We start from the raw sequence: 15,341 nt of genomic DNA, 5'->3' as shown, positions 1-15,341 counted from the left end.
TATGGAATGTTAAGGGCTAAAGTTTAATTTTCAAGGAAAGCGTTGGATGTGCCTTTGCTGCAACCAAATTATCTGTGGATAAATAAATCGGTTGATAGTCAAATGTAATGGACATGGCTGTCCTCTTATTTTTTCCGGCACTGATAAAATAGGGAATACTGGCTAAACCGGTCAAAAATCCGACCGTACCGATAATGCCAGCTATGTCCGTGGTACTGGCCGATCCACTATCCCAGCTGGAATCAAATTTAGCGAATCCTCCAACGGCCATTGCCGTTCCTCCACCTAACAAAATCCGGGCAGTGGTTTTTTGTTTTTTGCTTTTCTGTAAAAAATAATCTTTGGAGAATTCTTTAGTCTGTCCTACTAAAATAGAACTGACAAGTAGTAATGCAAGAAGTAAGCGAATTGTTCTCATGACATTTAGATTAATGACAATTAAGATATTCATCTAATTCAGGGGGCAACTACTTTTTTAAGGTATTCAAAGAGCGGATAATTATTTGTTTATACTATTAAAGTTAGATGTTAAATCTGGATAAACAATCTGCTTTATGGTTAAATAAAATAGACGGTCCAAAAATAATTCTGGACCATTGGATTCCTGCCTGCGCAGGAATGACATTGCGTGAATAAAGGCATTCTAATATCCGATCATGTAGTTATTGGAGTATAGCTGAAACTGAGGGAAGTTTCCAATTTCGATTCATAGGTCGTTTTTAGTAAACAATAAAGAATTGATAAAAAGGGTATGCAAGTCTATTGGATTCCTGCGCAGGCAGGAATCCAACATGGTGGTGTAAATGCAGTAGAAACTTACTTTTTAAGGACTTTTATGACCAATAACCTTATTAGCAGAACAAATGGAAATCCGTGTAAAAGAACATCGAACCAGTCCATGGGTTTCATTCCGGCAGCCCCGCCCAATATCCATTTTACCTTACCTAGGATATGGGGTTCCGGAAAATAAGGTGCCAGACCAAGGGTAAGGCACAAAAGCAGAACTATTTTCCAATTATTTATAATGTCCATCGCTGTAGTTTATTTTCGAATTCCCGTAACGAAATCGCCAATTTTGTCAACACCATGTTGTGTCAGAAATTTAATAAAGGCCGATCCAATAATGGCTCCCTTCGCCTGTTTGGTAGCTTGCAGAAAGGTTTCGGAATTGCTTATTCCAAAGCCAACGACCTGTGGGTTTTTCAATTTCATATCCGCAATACGCTCAAAGTAGGTTTCTTGATTATTTCCGAAACCATCCTGGGAACCGGTAACACTGGCGGAACTTACCATATAAATAAATCCGTCGGAGGCCGCATCAATTTGACGGATACGGGCATCACTGGTTTGTGGGGTTATCAAGAAAACATTCACAAGCCCATATTTTTTAAATATTGCTTCATAATCTTCTTGGTATACGTCCAATGGCAGATCGGGCAGAATAAGTCCGTCTATTCCTATTTCCTGACATTTTTTGCAGAATTCCTCTACTCCAAATTGTAGAACAGGATTGAAATATCCCATAAGGATTAAGGGTATGGAGACTGATTTCCGGATATCTTTTAACTGCTGAAATAATAACGATGTGGTCATTCCATTCTTCAATGCCTGGGTAGAACTGGCCTGAATAGTAGGACCATCGGCCAAAGGATCGCTGAAGGGCAATCCGATCTCAATCATGTCCACACCATTTTTTTCAAGATCTTGAATAATTTTTACCGTATCGTTTAAAGAAGGGTAGCCCGCGGTAAAATAAATGGACAATATTTTTTTATCTTCTTGTAATTTTTGATGTATTCTGTTCATTCTAAAATTATTTTTTTGCATTCCACCAGGGCGGTCATGTATATGTAGCTTACAGCTTAAAATATTTTATATAGGTGTCCAAATCTTTATCACCACGTCCCGAGAGATTAAAGACTACGACATCCTCTGGTCGGAATTTTCTGGTTTCCAGAATAGCAAACGCATGTGAGGATTCAATGGCTGGGATTATCCCTTCCAATTTGGATAGTACCATCCCCGCCTGCATAGCTTCATCGTCCGTAACGGCAATAAATTCGGCCCTGCCCGTTTTGTATAGATGCGCGTGCATGGGTCCAACCCCTGGATAATCAAGTCCTGCGGAAATGGAATAAGGTTCTGTAATCTGCCCATCGGCAGTTTGCATCAATAAGGTTTTGCAGCCATGTATTATTCCCATTTTTCCCAAGACGGAGGTTGCAGCACTTTCACCGCTATCCACGCCCAGTCCTGCCGCTTCTACAGCAATAATGCCCACTTCCTTTTCGTGTAGAAAATGATAGAAGGTGCCAGCAGCATTACTGCCACCGCCTATACAAGCTACAACGTAATCTGGATTTTCCCTGCCTTCTTTTTCTTTTAACTGCCATTTTATTTCTTCGGAAATAATGGACTGAAATCTGGTTACCATATCGGGGTAGGGGTGGGGGCCAATAGCCGACCCAATAATATAATGGGTGTCCACAGGGTTGTTGATCCAATCCCTTATGGCCTCATTGGTAGCATCCTTTAGGGTTCTACTTCCGGAGAGTGCTGGCCTTACTTCAGCTCCGAGCATTTTCATACGGGCAACATTGGGAGCTTGTCTGGCAATATCTATTTCGCCCATGTATACAATGCACTCCATTCCCATAAGGGCACATACCGTAGCCGTTGCAACGCCATGTTGACCGGCACCGGTTTCGGCAATGATCCTGGTCTTGCCCAGACGTTTGGCCATTAAGATCTGTCCAATGGTATTGTTGACCTTATGTGCACCGGTATGATTAAGATCTTCACGCTTTAAATATACCTTGGTGTTGTACTTTTCTGATAAACGTTTGGCAAAATAAAGGGGCGAAGGTCTGCCTACATAATCCTTCAATAATTGATCGAATTCCTTTTTAAAGGATGGTTCTGCCATTATTTTAAGATACTGCTGTCTAAGGTTTTCAACATTGGGATAGAGCATTTCAGGAATAAAAGCTCCTCCAAATTCTCCATAATATCCCTTTTCGTCTACGTTGTAATTCATGGTTTTATAGTATAGTATTCAGTACTGAGTATTAAGTATTGAGTATGGGATTACCACTACTCATTGCTCAATACTTCTTTAAATTCCTTCAATTTTTTAATATCCTTAAATCCTGGTTCCGATTCAAACTTACTATTGACATCAATAGCGTGGCAATATTTTGATTCCGGTCTTTGTTGAAATTCCCTTATTTTTTCAATCTCGTCCAGTCCAATGCCTCCACTTAGAAAATAGGGTTTGGTGGAGGGATAGTTTCCTAGTACTTCCCAACTGAAGGTGAAACCATTGCCCCCAGGTAATTTGCCCTTGGTATCAAAAAGAAAAAAATCACATACATTTTCATAGGGGGTCAAAACGCGGAAGTCGAAATCGTCCTTTATAGAAAAGACTTTTATTATTTTTAGATTTGTCTCCCCTAAAGCTTTTGAACGGTCAATAGTAAACTTTTTAAGGTCGCTACAGAACTCCGGACTTTCCTTTCCATGCAATTGCACTGCCCGTAAACCATAAGTGTTGACTTTTTTAACAATATCTTCAAGGGTAGCATCCACAAAAACACCTACTTTTTTAATGGAGGCGGGCAATTCGGGAATACTTCCTTCAAAAAACCTTTTGGAGGGTTCCCAAAATATAAAACCAAGATAATCCGGATTAAGGGTGGCGACCTCCAAGGTATTCAATTTCATTCCGCACACTTTCAGTTTCATGGCCGCTTTGTTATTTAATCGATTTAATAAATTGCAATGCGCTTAGTCCGGGGTTATCCGTTTTCATAAAATTCTCCCCAATAAGGAACCCTTGATAGCCGTAAGGTTTTAATTCTTGAATGGCCTCTGTAGAACTTATACCGCTCTCTGAAACCTTCACAAAATCGTCCGGAATTATTTTGGATAAAGCTTTACTGGTATCCAAGCTTACTTCAAAAGTCTTTAAATTTCTATTGTTCACTCCCAACATGTCCAAACTGGGCATAATGGATTTCTGTAACTCCTCTTCGTCATGGACCTCCAGCAATACATCCAAGTGCAATTGTTTTGCAAATTCGGATAAAGCCTTAATTTCCGCCCTGGTCAATATGGCTGCAATCAACAATATCACATCTGCGCCATGGGCCTTGGCCTCCAACAATTGGTATTCGTCAATAATAAATTCCTTGCGAAGCAACGGCATTTGTACGGATGCCCTGGCCAACAACAGGTCGTCCAATGATCCGCCAAAATATTTCCCATCCGTTAGGACAGACATGCCACAAGCGCCAGCTTTTTCATAACCTACGGCCACATCGGCTAAACTGTTGTTTTGATTGATGACCGACTTGGACGGAGATCTCCGTTTGTGTTCCGCGATTATTCCACTGTTGCTATTTCTGAGGGCATTGGCCAAGGAAACGGTGGGTCTGTGAAATAATACGGAGGCTTCCAACTGGGAAACCGGGATTATGGATTTTTTTAAATCCACTTCCTTTCTTTTATCCAAAACTATTTTGTCCAGTATATTCATGATACTATAAAGTTGGCTTAGGTATAGCCGTTTATATCTATTGACTCAAGGCCTGTAATTTTTTTAATGCCGCAAGCCCTTTTCCGCTCAATAGGGATTCCTTGGCTTCTTCAAAGCCTTCCCTTGGGCTAATTCCTTTTACCGTGGCTATGGCAATACCGGCATTGGCACAGACCACATTATTTTGTGGTATAGTACCTTTTCCCTGTAAAACATTGAGAAAAACCTGTGCAGATTCTTCTATACTATCTCCACCCACTATTTCCGACGCCAAAATGGCTTCCACTCCAAAATCGGAAGGCTTTAACATCCCCTCGGATTTGTTGGTAATGGTTTTGGTGTTTCCGGTCAATGAAATTTCATCGTAACCATCCAAAGCATGCAATACCGTGAAGTTCTTATCGGTCTTTTGATATAGATAACCGTACATTCTTGCCAATTCCAAATTAAAAACCCCGACCATTTGGTTTTTGGGGAAGGCTGGGTTCACCATTGGTCCCAACATATTAAAGAAAGTTTTTACGCCCAATTCCCTACGTATAGGGGCTACATTTTTCATGGCTGGATGAAATAGTGGTGCATGCAATACACAAATTCCTGCCTCGTCTATACATTTTTCAAGAAATCCAGCCTCATTACTGAATTTGATGCCCAGGAATTCCATAACATTGCTGCTACCGCACTTTGAAGAAACGCCATAGTTGCCGTGTTTGGTAACCTTAACATCTGCTCCTGCCGTAACAAAACTGGCCAAAGTAGAGATGTTAAAGGTGTCCTTGCCGTCACCACCCGTACCACATAGATCTATGGGGTTGTATTGCGAAAGGTCTACCGCCAGACAAAGCTCCAGCAAGGCGTCCCTAAAGCCTTCCAATTCTTCTATAGTAACACTACGCATCATGTAAACCGTTAAAAAGGCGGCAATCTGGCTTGTATTGTAATCTCCTTTAGCAATATTTACCAAAACCTGTTTTGCATCCTCTTTTGGAAGTACATCGTGATTGATCAGTTTGTTTAAAATATCTTTCATAAGTCTCTCTCCAACCCTCTTAAAATGCAAGGGTTTTTTTGGTTATAATTATTTTTTGTCTAAAGCTTTTAATTGGCTCTACACCTTATGAGCGGTTAGGGGAGGCTACCCAGTTCTCCAATATTTTTTTGCCATAAGGAGTCAATACAGATTCGGGATGAAACTGTACGGCACTTACATCAAATACCTTGTGACGCAAGGACATCACCTGTCCATTTTCGTCAAAAGAGGTAGCTTCCAATACTTCTGGAAGTGCAGGGTCAACTACCCAAGAGTGATAGCGCCCCACCTCAATTTCTTTTGGCAATCCATCAAACAAAATATCATCCTTTACAATATCTATTTTGGTGGCTATACCGTGGTAGACCTGGTCTATGTTTACCAATGAACCTCCAAACACTTCAGCAATGGCCTGCTGTCCCAGGCACACCCCAAAGATACTTTTTGTAGGTGCGTACATGGCTATAATTTCTTTGAGAAGGCCAGCTTCATCTGGGATGCCCGGGCCTGGAGAAAGAACGATCTTATCAAAGGCCTCAATTTCATCAAGACCAATTTGGTCATTTCTTTTAACGGTTACGGTACAATCCAAATCCTCCAAATAATGGACCAGGTTGTAGGTGAAACTGTCGTAATTATCTATTACCAATATGGACTTGCCTTGTCCTTTGCCCACGGATTTGGTGTTTGTTTTATTATCTGTATTCTCTTTCATACTATTGATGTTCTCTAATGAACATTTTATATTGATCTATCCATATACCCCGATAAGAAACAACGAGGAAATTAATTGGTGTTATTATATAGTTTCGGCTATTTCCAAGGCTTTGGTCAGGGCTCCCAATTTGTTGTAGGTTTCCTGAAGTTCGTTTTCAGGATTTGAAGCGGCCACTAAACCGGCTCCGGCCTGGTAATGCAATTGATGATTTTTACTTAAAAAGGTTCTGATCATAATGGCATGGTTAAAGTTTCCGTTGAAATCCATAAACCCTATAGCTCCACCGTAATAGCCCCTACTGGTTTTTTCGTATTTTTCAATAAGTTGCATGGCCATGTGTTTTGGGGCACCGCTTAAGGTGCCGGCAGGAAAGGTATCGGCGACAACTTTCATGGTTGGGATGTCTTTTTTCTTTAGTCCGGTTACTTTGGAGACCAAATGTATTACATGTGAAAAGAATTGAACCTCCCTATAGTTTTCCACTTTTACCATGGTGCCGTTTCTGCTTAAGTCGTTTCTAGCAAGATCGACCAACATAACGTGTTCGCTGTTCTCCTTGTCGTCTATCTTTAATTTTTTGGCCAATTCCGCATCCTGTTCATCATTTCCTGTTCTTTTGAAGGTTCCTGCAATGGGATGAATTTCAGCCTTGCCATCCTTTACTATTAGTTGGGCCTCGGGAGAGCTTCCAAAAATTTTGAAATCCCCATAATCAAAATAGAACAAATACGGAGACGGGTTTATAGATCGCAGCGCCCTATATACATTAAATTCGTCGCCCTTAAATTCTTGCGAGAACCTTCTGGATAATACCAGTTGGAAAACATCGCCTCTGTTACAATGTTTTTTTGCCAGTTCTACATGTTCCTTATATTCCTCGTCCTTAAGATTTGATATTGGATCTCCGTCTTTGGAAAAATTGTAGGAGGCAAAGTTTTTGGCGCTGAGAATTTGTTCTATTTCCCCAATATTATTTTCGGATTCATAGCAGTGAGCAAAAATATAGGCTTCGTTTTTAAAATGGTTTATGGCTACTATATTTTGATAAACGGCATAATAGATGTCCGGAATGGAGATACTGTTATTTTTTTTGGAAATGTCTATGTCTTCAAAATATCGCACTGCATCATAGGCCATATATCCGAACAAACCATTGTTGATAAACTTAAAGTTATTGTTCTGGGATTCAAATTTTTGACTAAAATCATGCAAAATGCCTGGGATGTCAGTATGTTCGTCAATGCTGATTTCCTCTATGGAACCGTCCGGGAATTGTTTGGTGACCGTCTCGTTTTCTACTTTTATGGAAGCTATGGGGTTGCAGCATATATAGGAAAAACTATTGTCGTTGGCATGGTAGTCACTACTTTCCAAAAGAATACTATTGGGGAAACGATCTCTAATTTTTAAATAAACACTTACTGGGGTAATGGTGTCCGCAAGTATTTTCTTGTGATGTGATACTAACTGGTATTTCATGATAATTCTTTTAATTGCTACTCTCTGCCAATTGGTTCTTTGAATTCTATGATAAACGAAAAAAAGGCTTGTCGTGATGACAAGCCTTTTATATAGTTATACTACAATGATGCTTTGCTCACGATGTTTTTCGTAAGTTACTCCACCACCAAGTATTTGATACCATGTTCTTCATTGCAGGCCAAATATAAGAAGGAATTTCAAATTTACAAACCTGTGTTACGTAAAAAATAAAAAACCCCACAATTGTGAGGTTTTAAACAGCGTTATTTGGAAACGTTTAGAATACCAGATCCACCACTAGATCAAATTCGTCATATATGGTTTTATCCCCTAAATTGTCGAAGAAACTACCTGATCCGTACTTAACGTCGTATAGGGAACGGTCTACCTTCATAGTGGCTGTTGCCTTGTTTCCATATATGGAGATGTCAAAGGTAACAGGATTCGTTTTTCCCTTTACCGTAAGATTTCCAATTACTTCATATGAATTTTTACCTGTAGACTTTACATTGGTAAATACCAATTTGGAAGTAGGATGTGCCTCGACACCAAAAAAGTCATCTGACTTTAAGTGCCCTTCCAGCTTTCCTTTGTATTCACCCTGTAGGTCGTTTGAAACCAAAGTAGGCATATCTACTACAAATTCTCCCCCAGTTAGTTTGTCCCCGTTAAAAATTAAGGACCCTTCTTTAATGGCAATTGTTCCATGATGGGATCCTGTAACCTTGTATCCTTTCCAGGTAACTGTACTTTCGGTTGTTTTTACTTGTTTTACTTCGTTGTCCACTGGAGTGGTTGCCATGGCTGTTAAACCTGTAAATACGGACAATACTAAACTTAATGCGCTTTTTTTCATAATTTCAATTTTAAGATAATGTTTGTTAATGTTCCTGTTTATATATATGTAATTAAATTCTCTTTGGTTTTACGTACTTTTTTATAATGTTGTGTTTTATCTTCCTCAGACCTATAACCTATTGCTACAAGTACGGCAGCGTTAAGTCCTTTTTTGGATAGTCCAAGCATTTCGTTGAATTGAGCACTATCAAAACCTTCCATGGGACAGGTATCTATTTTTAAATCGGCAGCTGCGGACAGTAAATTGCCCAATGCTATATAGGTTTGTCTAGCAGTCCAAGTAGCCTTGGCCGATTCGGATAGCGGCATTAATTTGGACTTCATAAAATCTGAGTATCCTTCAAGATCATTGGAAGGAATACCACGTGTTTCACTTACATTGTCTAAATAATTGTCTACCAATTCCTCCCCGAAAGTGGACTGGTTGGCCAAAACTATTAAGTGGGAGGCTTCTGTTATTTGGGATTGTCCCCAGGCTGCTGGTTGTAATTTACTTCTCAATGCAGCATCTTCTACAACCAATATTTCATAAGGTTGCAATCCGTAGGAGGATGCACTCAAGGAGGTAGCTTCCAATAAATTTTCTAGATCTTTTTGGGACACTTTTTTGGAAGCGTCAAACTTTTTGGTGGCATAGCGCCAATTTAAATTTTCTATATAAGAATTCATGTTTTGAATTTAATAATTATTTATACCTGTTTATATTGCTTTTAAAATTTATCCAGTAATTCATTTAAGGACGATAAATCGTCGGTAGAAAAATTTTCCAACAATTTTACCTCGGATTCTTTCATGGCCAGATCCATTAGGGACAAGGCGCTTTCACCTGCAGGGGTTATATTTATTTCAACTTTCCTGCGGTTACTTGGGCAGACCATTCGTTCTACATAGCCCTTAAGGATCAATTTGTCTACCAACCTAGTAGTATTGCTCATCTTCGTAACCATTCTTTCGTTTAAGGTAGAGAGATTGGCGGGTTTTCCTTTTTGGCCCCTTAGAATCCTTAGTACGTTAAACTGCTGCAATGATACCCCATGCGGCTTTAGTGCCGCTGTCATTATCTCATTGATCTTGGTTTCAACAAGGCTTAAGTGTATAATGGTCCTACTTGCTATAGGGATTTGCTTGTCTGTTTTAATAATTTTTTCTACATTCATGTTGCTACAACAATTGTATATACAAATGTATGGATTTAATTAGGTTCTCCAACATGGTTGGTGATAAAAATTTGTTAAATTGTAATATGCATATTTAAATGAGTAAAATAGGGTTGCTTTATTTTTGGCAAAGTGCTTCCTTATATATTTGTGCTTTAAATGTTGGATGATTTTTTTTAAAAGCATTATTTTTGGGGATTAAAGAATAACACAAATGGCAGATTTATCACAAGAGGAGTGGAGTGAACAATTTGAAAACGACGAGAACGCCTTCTTGTTGGATGTTAGGACTCCGGAAGAGGTTGAGGAAGGTTATATCCCAAACGCAACCAATATAGATATTTATTTAGGGCAAGAGTTTGTTGCCGAACTGGAAAAATTGGATAAAACCAAAAACTACTACGTCTATTGTAGGTCTGGCCAACGAAGTGGTCAGGCGTGTGCCATCATGAACAAGTTGGGCTTTGAAAACGCTTACAATTTGGTAGGAGGGTTTATGAACTGGGAAGGTGAAGTAGCGGAATAATATAATTGATGGGCAGCCGTGTTATAATTAAGCTCTAACAGGCTTCTTGCACAAATTATCTTACTTTCCCGTAACCTTGTGGAGTATTGGTTTTTTCTTTACATTGGATTATGCGGGAAGATATTTTGCATTTTATTTGGAAGTATAAAAAACTTCAATTGGGGAATTTAAAAAGTTCCAATAATGAAGCTATCCAAATATTGGATGTAGGTTCGCATAATCTTTTGTCAGGGCCCGATTTTTTTAATGCCAAGATTCAAATAGATGAACAGTTGTGGGCCGGTACGGTAGAGATGCATATTAAATCTTCCGATTGGTACGCCCACAATCACGAAACAGATCCCAATTATCAAAACGTAATATTACATGTAGTTTGGGAGGACGATTGTGATGTGTTCAGGAAGGATAATACGGTTATTCCCACTTTGGTGCTCAGGGACTATATTCCATCCAGTCTTTTGCAGGAGTATCAAAAATTGTTTTACCACAAAGAGCGTTCATTTATAAATTGTGGAAATGAGATAGGCCATACTTCTGATTTTGTTTTACAGAATTGGTTGGAGGTTCTCTATTTTGAGCGTTTGGAAAGGAAAACCGATTTGGTTACCAAACTTTTAAAAGATTCGAACAATGATTGGGAGCGCGTGTTTTTTGTTTTGCTTTCCAAGAATTTTGGACTTAAAATAAATAGTGAACCCTTTTTTGAAATTGCCAAACGGCTGCCTTTCCCTCTGGTGCGCAAAATACAGGATAATACGCTTCAAATGGAGAGTTTGCTATACGGCTTTGCCGGATTCTTGGATGATGATATTATCGGCGATAATTACTATGATAGTTTAAAAAAGGAATTTACTTTTCTAAAAGCCAAGTTCCATTTTTTGGACCTGCCACATCAAAAACCGGAGTTTTTTAAACTGCGCCCATCTAATTTCCCCACCATCAGACTTTCCCAATTGGCTAATTTGTATGTGTTGCACCACAACCTATTTAGTAGGGTTATCAATGCCAAAAGTGTTGAGGAAATTTATTTGGTTTTTAAAGTTTCCGCCAGCGAATATTGGAACAACCATTATACTTTTGGAAAAGTATCCAAGAAACATGTCAAGATTCTCACTAGGAAATTTGTAGATTTATTGATTGTCAATACTGTGCTTCCCATAAAATTAAGCTATGCAAAACATATGGGAAGGGATGTGCCAGACGAGATAATAAATATTATTTCGGGTATAACATCAGAAAGTAATACGGTTATTTCTAAGTTTAAGTCACTTAAATTGCAATTTCCCTCAGCCAAAGAAAGTCAGGCCGTAATACAGTTGTATAATGAATACTGTACAAAAAATAAATGTTTGCAATGTGCTGTGGGCCATCAATTATTAAATAGAAAACCCTAATTTTAAGGCATGAACATTTTCTATACGGTACTTTATTACTTTCAGAAAAGGGGATTTGAGGTTTGTAGACGAATAGCCGAGCGTTTGGGTATACGTACCAGAGTAGTTCGTACATCCTTTATATATCTTACTTTCGTTACCCTGGGCTTTGGATTTGCCCTTTATTTGTTTATGGCCTTTTGGCTAAGGATAAAGGACTTGGTATACACCAAAAGAACCTCTGTATTTGATCTTTAAGTATGATAAGACTTTTTCGCTCCCGAATGTATTTGGCATTGGCTTTATTGGTCATGGTCTTGTTGTTCGGAGTACTCGGATATAGGTTCCTATCGGACTATACCTGGATAGACGCCTTTTATATGACCATTATTACGGTTACCACCGTTGGTTTTTCTGAGGTACGTCCGTTGGATGCCGAGGCAAAAATATTTACAGTCGTTTTAATTGTAACAAGTGTATTTATATTTGCGTTCGCAATTTCAGTAATAACCGAATATATCCTAAGTCGAAATGCGCTTCAACTTCTAAAGAAAAAAAAGGTGAAAAACAAAATCAATAGTTTAAGCAAACATGTAATTATTTGTGGTTTTGGCAGAAATGGAAATCAGGCCGCGGAAAGATTAAAGGCTTATAACCGGCCCTTTGTGGTCATTGAAAAAAATAGGGAAGTCATAGAGAAGTTTGAGGAAGAGATCCTGTTTATTGAAGGTGATGCCAATGAAGATGATACTTTGATAGAAGCAGGGATAGATAGGGCCCAATACCTAATTACGGCCATGCCCGATGATGCAGCCAACCTGTTTGTGGTGCTCTCTGCCAGGCAATTGAACAAAAACCTATTTATTATCAGTAGGGCTTCCCAAATCACTTCCCAAAAGAAGTTAAGGTTAGCGGGGGCGGACAAGGTAATTATGCCCGATAAGATAGGAGGGGATCATATGGCGTCCTTAGTGGTTATACCCGACCTTATAACCTTTATGGACAAACTTTCAACGGATGGGGAAAATACTACCAATTTGGAAGAGGTGACCATAGAAAGTTTTATGACCAAGATAGACAACCATTCCTTGCGCGATCTGGATTTGAGAAGAAAGACAGGCTGTACTATAATTGGATATATTGAGCCCAATGGCAATTATATAATTAACCCAGAGGCCGATTTAAAATTGCAGCCACAGGGGAAAGTAATAGTATTGGGGAGACCGGAACAAATTAAAAAATTAAATGAGATGTTCCATATAGATTGAGTATAGAAACAATTATATTTGATTCCAAGCATTATTTTTAGGATATTGCCGGGATATTTGAAGCTAAACCAACAAAATTTAACTTTTCAAGCTACTTATGAAGAAATATATATCTTCCATTTTTTTACTGTTTTCGTTTGTATTATTTTCCCAAGAACTTGTTGTAAAGGAGTCTATTTACAATCCGTCGAACAACATCAATGACGGGGTTATAAAGTTGGAGGTTGACGGAGGTACTCCACCTTATCAATATAAATGGAGTAATCAAAATACCCCATTGACCGCCAATCAGGCCACTAACCTTATCGAAGGGCTTCCGTATACAGTTACTATTACCGATGCAAAGGGGGTGCAGGTTACCAAGGAGTACAAAGTACCTACCGAGGCAATTACCGAATTTTTTAATGGAGTTATGACGCCTGCCGTAAGTGCTTTGGGATCTGTTCTTTTTTGGGATCCTTTTGCTGCCATTGGTATTTATGATCCCGTGGTTTATGCCGATGTGAAACGTATTGGAATTCCCGGTTGGTCTCCAGAAACTAAAGATAAGTTTATTCTTAAAGAGTGGTTGAAGCCAGAAGGACAAAAAGTAAAAAAAGGGGATGATATTGCAATTATTTCTAAAAGTAATGGAACCACAGAAACAATAACGTCTCCCGTCAGCGGCCAATTAAAATATTTGGCCAAGGAAGGTGGGGTAATATACAATTCCGAGAACTCTGAGCACGTAATTGAGCAAGGAGCTCATTTTTTGGCAGAGGTTAAATATGATGAACCAGTTATTATAACCCATCCCAATGGAGATCCACAGCAAAAGGCGATACCATTTATCGTAATTTGGTTGGTAATCGGAGCCATTTTCTTTACTCTGAGAATGGGCTTTATCAATTTCAGGGGATTTAGACATTCCATTGATTTGGCCAAAGGTAAATATGACGATCCGGATGCCCCGGGACAGGTGACCCATTTTCAAGCCTTGGCGACAGCCGTTTCCGGTACGGTGGGACTTGGAAATATTGCAGGGGTAGGGGTGGCCGTTTCCCTAGGAGGTGCAGGTGCAACATTTTGGATGATTGTCTGCGGTCTTTTGGGAATGTCCTCCAAATTTGTGGAGTGTACATTAGGAGTTAAATACCGTAATATACTTCCTGATGGCCGTGTTTTTGGAGGTCCAATGAACTATTTGCGCTATGGTCTGGAGAAAAGGAATCTAAAAGGTTTAGGTAAGGCGCTTGCCGGTCTGTTTGCCGTATTGGCAGTGGGCGCTTCCTTTGGAGGTGGAAATATGTTTCAGGCCAATCAATCTTTTGAGCAGCTTTCCGGACAATTCCCAGCCTTACAGGGCAATGGGTTTTGGTTTGGAATAATTACGGCTATTCTTGTTGGTGTGGTTATAATTGGTGGAATTAATAGTATAGCCAATGTTACAGGTAGAGTAGTGCCTATTATGGCTTCTATTTATATTTTGGCCGCATTAACGGTAATCATCATCAATATAGAAAATATTGGTCCTGCATTCGCGGCCATAGTAGATGGGGCTTTTAGCCCAAGTGCACTCAAAGGTGGTGTTATAGGGGTTTTGATCGTTGGTTTTCAGCGGGCCGCGTTCTCCAATGAAGCAGGAGTTGGTTCCGCTGCAATAGCACATAGTACGGCGAAGACAAATCATCCGCCTTCAGAAGGTTTTGTAGCGCTCATGGAGCCATTTATAGATACGGTTGTGGTTTGTACCTTGACTGCCTTGGTTTTAATATTTACAGGAATGCACGAAGTAGAGGGGATGGCAGGTGCCCAATTAACGTCTGATGCTTTCGGAAGTGTGCTTTCATGGTTTCCATATGTTTTGGCCTTAGCGGTATTCTTGTTTGCATTTTCAACCATGATTTCCTGGTCCTACTATGGGATGAGGGCCTGGACCTATCTTTTTGGAAAAAGTAAGAAAGTAGAGTTTGTATATAAGATGTTGTTCCTAGTTTTTGTGGTGGTAGGTGCATCGGTGAGTTTGGGAGCAGTATTGGATTTTTCGGATATGATGATTTTGGCCATGTCCTTTCCAAACATTATTGGACTTTATCTGATGTCCGGTGAGGTGAAAAGAGATCTTGATGACTATTTGGTAAAACTTAAGGCAAATATGCTTTACAAAAAAAAGGGAAAGGCATAATTAAAGACTTAGGATAATAAGTATTAATCCCATCTTAAATTCCATAATCCGGAATGAGGTGGGATTTTCTTTTTAATACATTTAAGTAATACGGTCTTATTTTATTATATTTAGCTTATAGCCAACCTAGATTTGGGAAAGGTGACATTTTGAACTTAGCCGCTTTTATAGCGATGCTTTTGATATGGGGATATGTAATCTTTTTTGCTGCATCATCCGAGTAATGTA

At 39.3% G+C, this 15,341-nt stretch carries 17 protein-coding genes; 5 read left to right on the top strand and 12 right to left on the bottom strand.

The features are described from left to right. Positions 1–16: 16 nt before the first annotated feature. From MWU82_RS18430 to MWU82_RS18375, 12 genes are all read right to left on the bottom strand, one after another. Complete coding sequence (locus MWU82_RS18430; protein ID WP_247097517.1) at positions 17–418, bottom strand: hypothetical protein; 402 nt, start codon at positions 416–418, stop codon at positions 17–19. 398 nt (positions 419–816) lie between these two features. Beyond that, entirely contained in the window at positions 817–1,032 is a 216-nt protein-coding gene (locus MWU82_RS18425; protein ID WP_215948732.1) for a hypothetical protein, read from the bottom strand. 9 nt (positions 1,033–1,041) lie between these two features. Continuing rightward, on the bottom strand, positions 1,042–1,806 hold the full coding sequence (gene trpA, locus MWU82_RS18420; protein WP_215948733.1) for a tryptophan synthase subunit alpha: 765 nt from the start codon (positions 1,804–1,806) through the stop codon (positions 1,042–1,044). Positions 1,807–1,855: 49 nt separating this feature from the next. Next, positions 1,856–3,037 carry a tryptophan synthase subunit beta gene (gene trpB / locus MWU82_RS18415; protein ID WP_215948734.1) on the bottom strand — a complete coding sequence of 394 codons (1,182 nt, stop codon included), beginning with the start codon at positions 3,035–3,037 and terminating at the stop codon, positions 1,856–1,858. A 56-nt stretch (positions 3,038–3,093) separates the two neighbouring features. Further along, on the bottom strand, positions 3,094–3,744 hold the full coding sequence (locus MWU82_RS18410) for a phosphoribosylanthranilate isomerase (RefSeq protein ID WP_247097516.1): 651 nt from the start codon (positions 3,742–3,744) through the stop codon (positions 3,094–3,096). Between the two features lie 10 nt (positions 3,745–3,754). After that, entirely contained in the window at positions 3,755–4,537 is a 783-nt protein-coding gene (trpC, locus tag MWU82_RS18405; protein ID WP_247097515.1) for an indole-3-glycerol phosphate synthase TrpC, read from the bottom strand. Between the two features lie 37 nt (positions 4,538–4,574). Beyond that, positions 4,575–5,567, bottom strand: coding sequence for an anthranilate phosphoribosyltransferase (gene trpD / locus MWU82_RS18400; RefSeq protein WP_215948737.1), 993 nt, complete (start codon positions 5,565–5,567; stop codon positions 4,575–4,577). 85 nt (positions 5,568–5,652) lie between these two features. Further along, complete coding sequence (locus MWU82_RS18395) at positions 5,653–6,282, bottom strand: aminodeoxychorismate/anthranilate synthase component II (protein ID WP_215948738.1); 630 nt, start codon at positions 6,280–6,282, stop codon at positions 5,653–5,655. Positions 6,283–6,366: 84 nt separating this feature from the next. Next, positions 6,367–7,764, bottom strand: a complete 1,398-nt coding sequence (locus MWU82_RS18390) for an anthranilate synthase component I family protein (protein ID WP_247097514.1) — start codon at positions 7,762–7,764, stop codon at positions 6,367–6,369. Between the two features lie 280 nt (positions 7,765–8,044). Next, positions 8,045–8,623 carry a YceI family protein gene (locus tag MWU82_RS18385; protein WP_215948740.1) on the bottom strand — a complete coding sequence of 193 codons (579 nt, stop codon included), beginning with the start codon at positions 8,621–8,623 and terminating at the stop codon, positions 8,045–8,047. 38 nt (positions 8,624–8,661) lie between these two features. After that, the gene (locus MWU82_RS18380; protein WP_215948741.1) at positions 8,662–9,294 is read right to left on the bottom strand and encodes an NAD(P)H-dependent oxidoreductase; all 633 of its coding nucleotides are present in this window, start codon (positions 9,292–9,294) and stop codon (positions 8,662–8,664) included. A 41-nt stretch (positions 9,295–9,335) separates the two neighbouring features. Further along, positions 9,336–9,782: a MarR family transcriptional regulator gene (locus MWU82_RS18375; protein ID WP_215948742.1), complete on the bottom strand. Its 447-nt coding sequence runs from the start codon at positions 9,780–9,782 to the stop codon at positions 9,336–9,338. A gap of 214 nt (positions 9,783–9,996) precedes the next feature. Between MWU82_RS18375 and MWU82_RS18370 the strand changes: the two genes are divergently transcribed. The 5 genes from MWU82_RS18370 (at position 9,997) to MWU82_RS18350 (ending at position 15,113) form a co-directional block, all read left to right on the top strand. Further along, positions 9,997–10,308 carry a rhodanese-like domain-containing protein gene (locus MWU82_RS18370; protein ID WP_247097513.1) on the top strand — a complete coding sequence of 104 codons (312 nt, stop codon included), beginning with the start codon at positions 9,997–9,999 and terminating at the stop codon, positions 10,306–10,308. A gap of 110 nt (positions 10,309–10,418) precedes the next feature. After that, positions 10,419–11,702, top strand: a complete 1,284-nt coding sequence (locus MWU82_RS18365) for a DUF2851 family protein (protein ID WP_247097512.1) — start codon at positions 10,419–10,421, stop codon at positions 11,700–11,702. A 9-nt stretch (positions 11,703–11,711) separates the two neighbouring features. Continuing rightward, positions 11,712–11,939, top strand: coding sequence for a PspC domain-containing protein (locus MWU82_RS18360; protein ID WP_215948745.1), 228 nt, complete (start codon positions 11,712–11,714; stop codon positions 11,937–11,939). 2 nt (positions 11,940–11,941) lie between these two features. Further along, entirely contained in the window at positions 11,942–12,949 is a 1,008-nt protein-coding gene (locus MWU82_RS18355) for a potassium channel protein (RefSeq protein ID WP_215948746.1), read from the top strand. A 97-nt stretch (positions 12,950–13,046) separates the two neighbouring features. Further along, the gene (locus MWU82_RS18350; RefSeq protein WP_215948747.1) at positions 13,047–15,113 is read left to right on the top strand and encodes an amino acid carrier protein; all 2,067 of its coding nucleotides are present in this window, start codon (positions 13,047–13,049) and stop codon (positions 15,111–15,113) included. Positions 15,114–15,341: the final 228 nt, after the last annotated feature.

Source organism: Arenibacter sp. S6351L, from assembly GCF_023016025.1.
In the GTDB taxonomy this organism is placed as follows: Bacteria; Bacteroidota; Bacteroidia; order Flavobacteriales; family Flavobacteriaceae; genus Arenibacter; species Arenibacter algicola_B.
The sequence above is the reverse complement of the archived record's forward strand: the minus strand, read 5'-3'. Positions and strand labels throughout refer to the sequence as shown.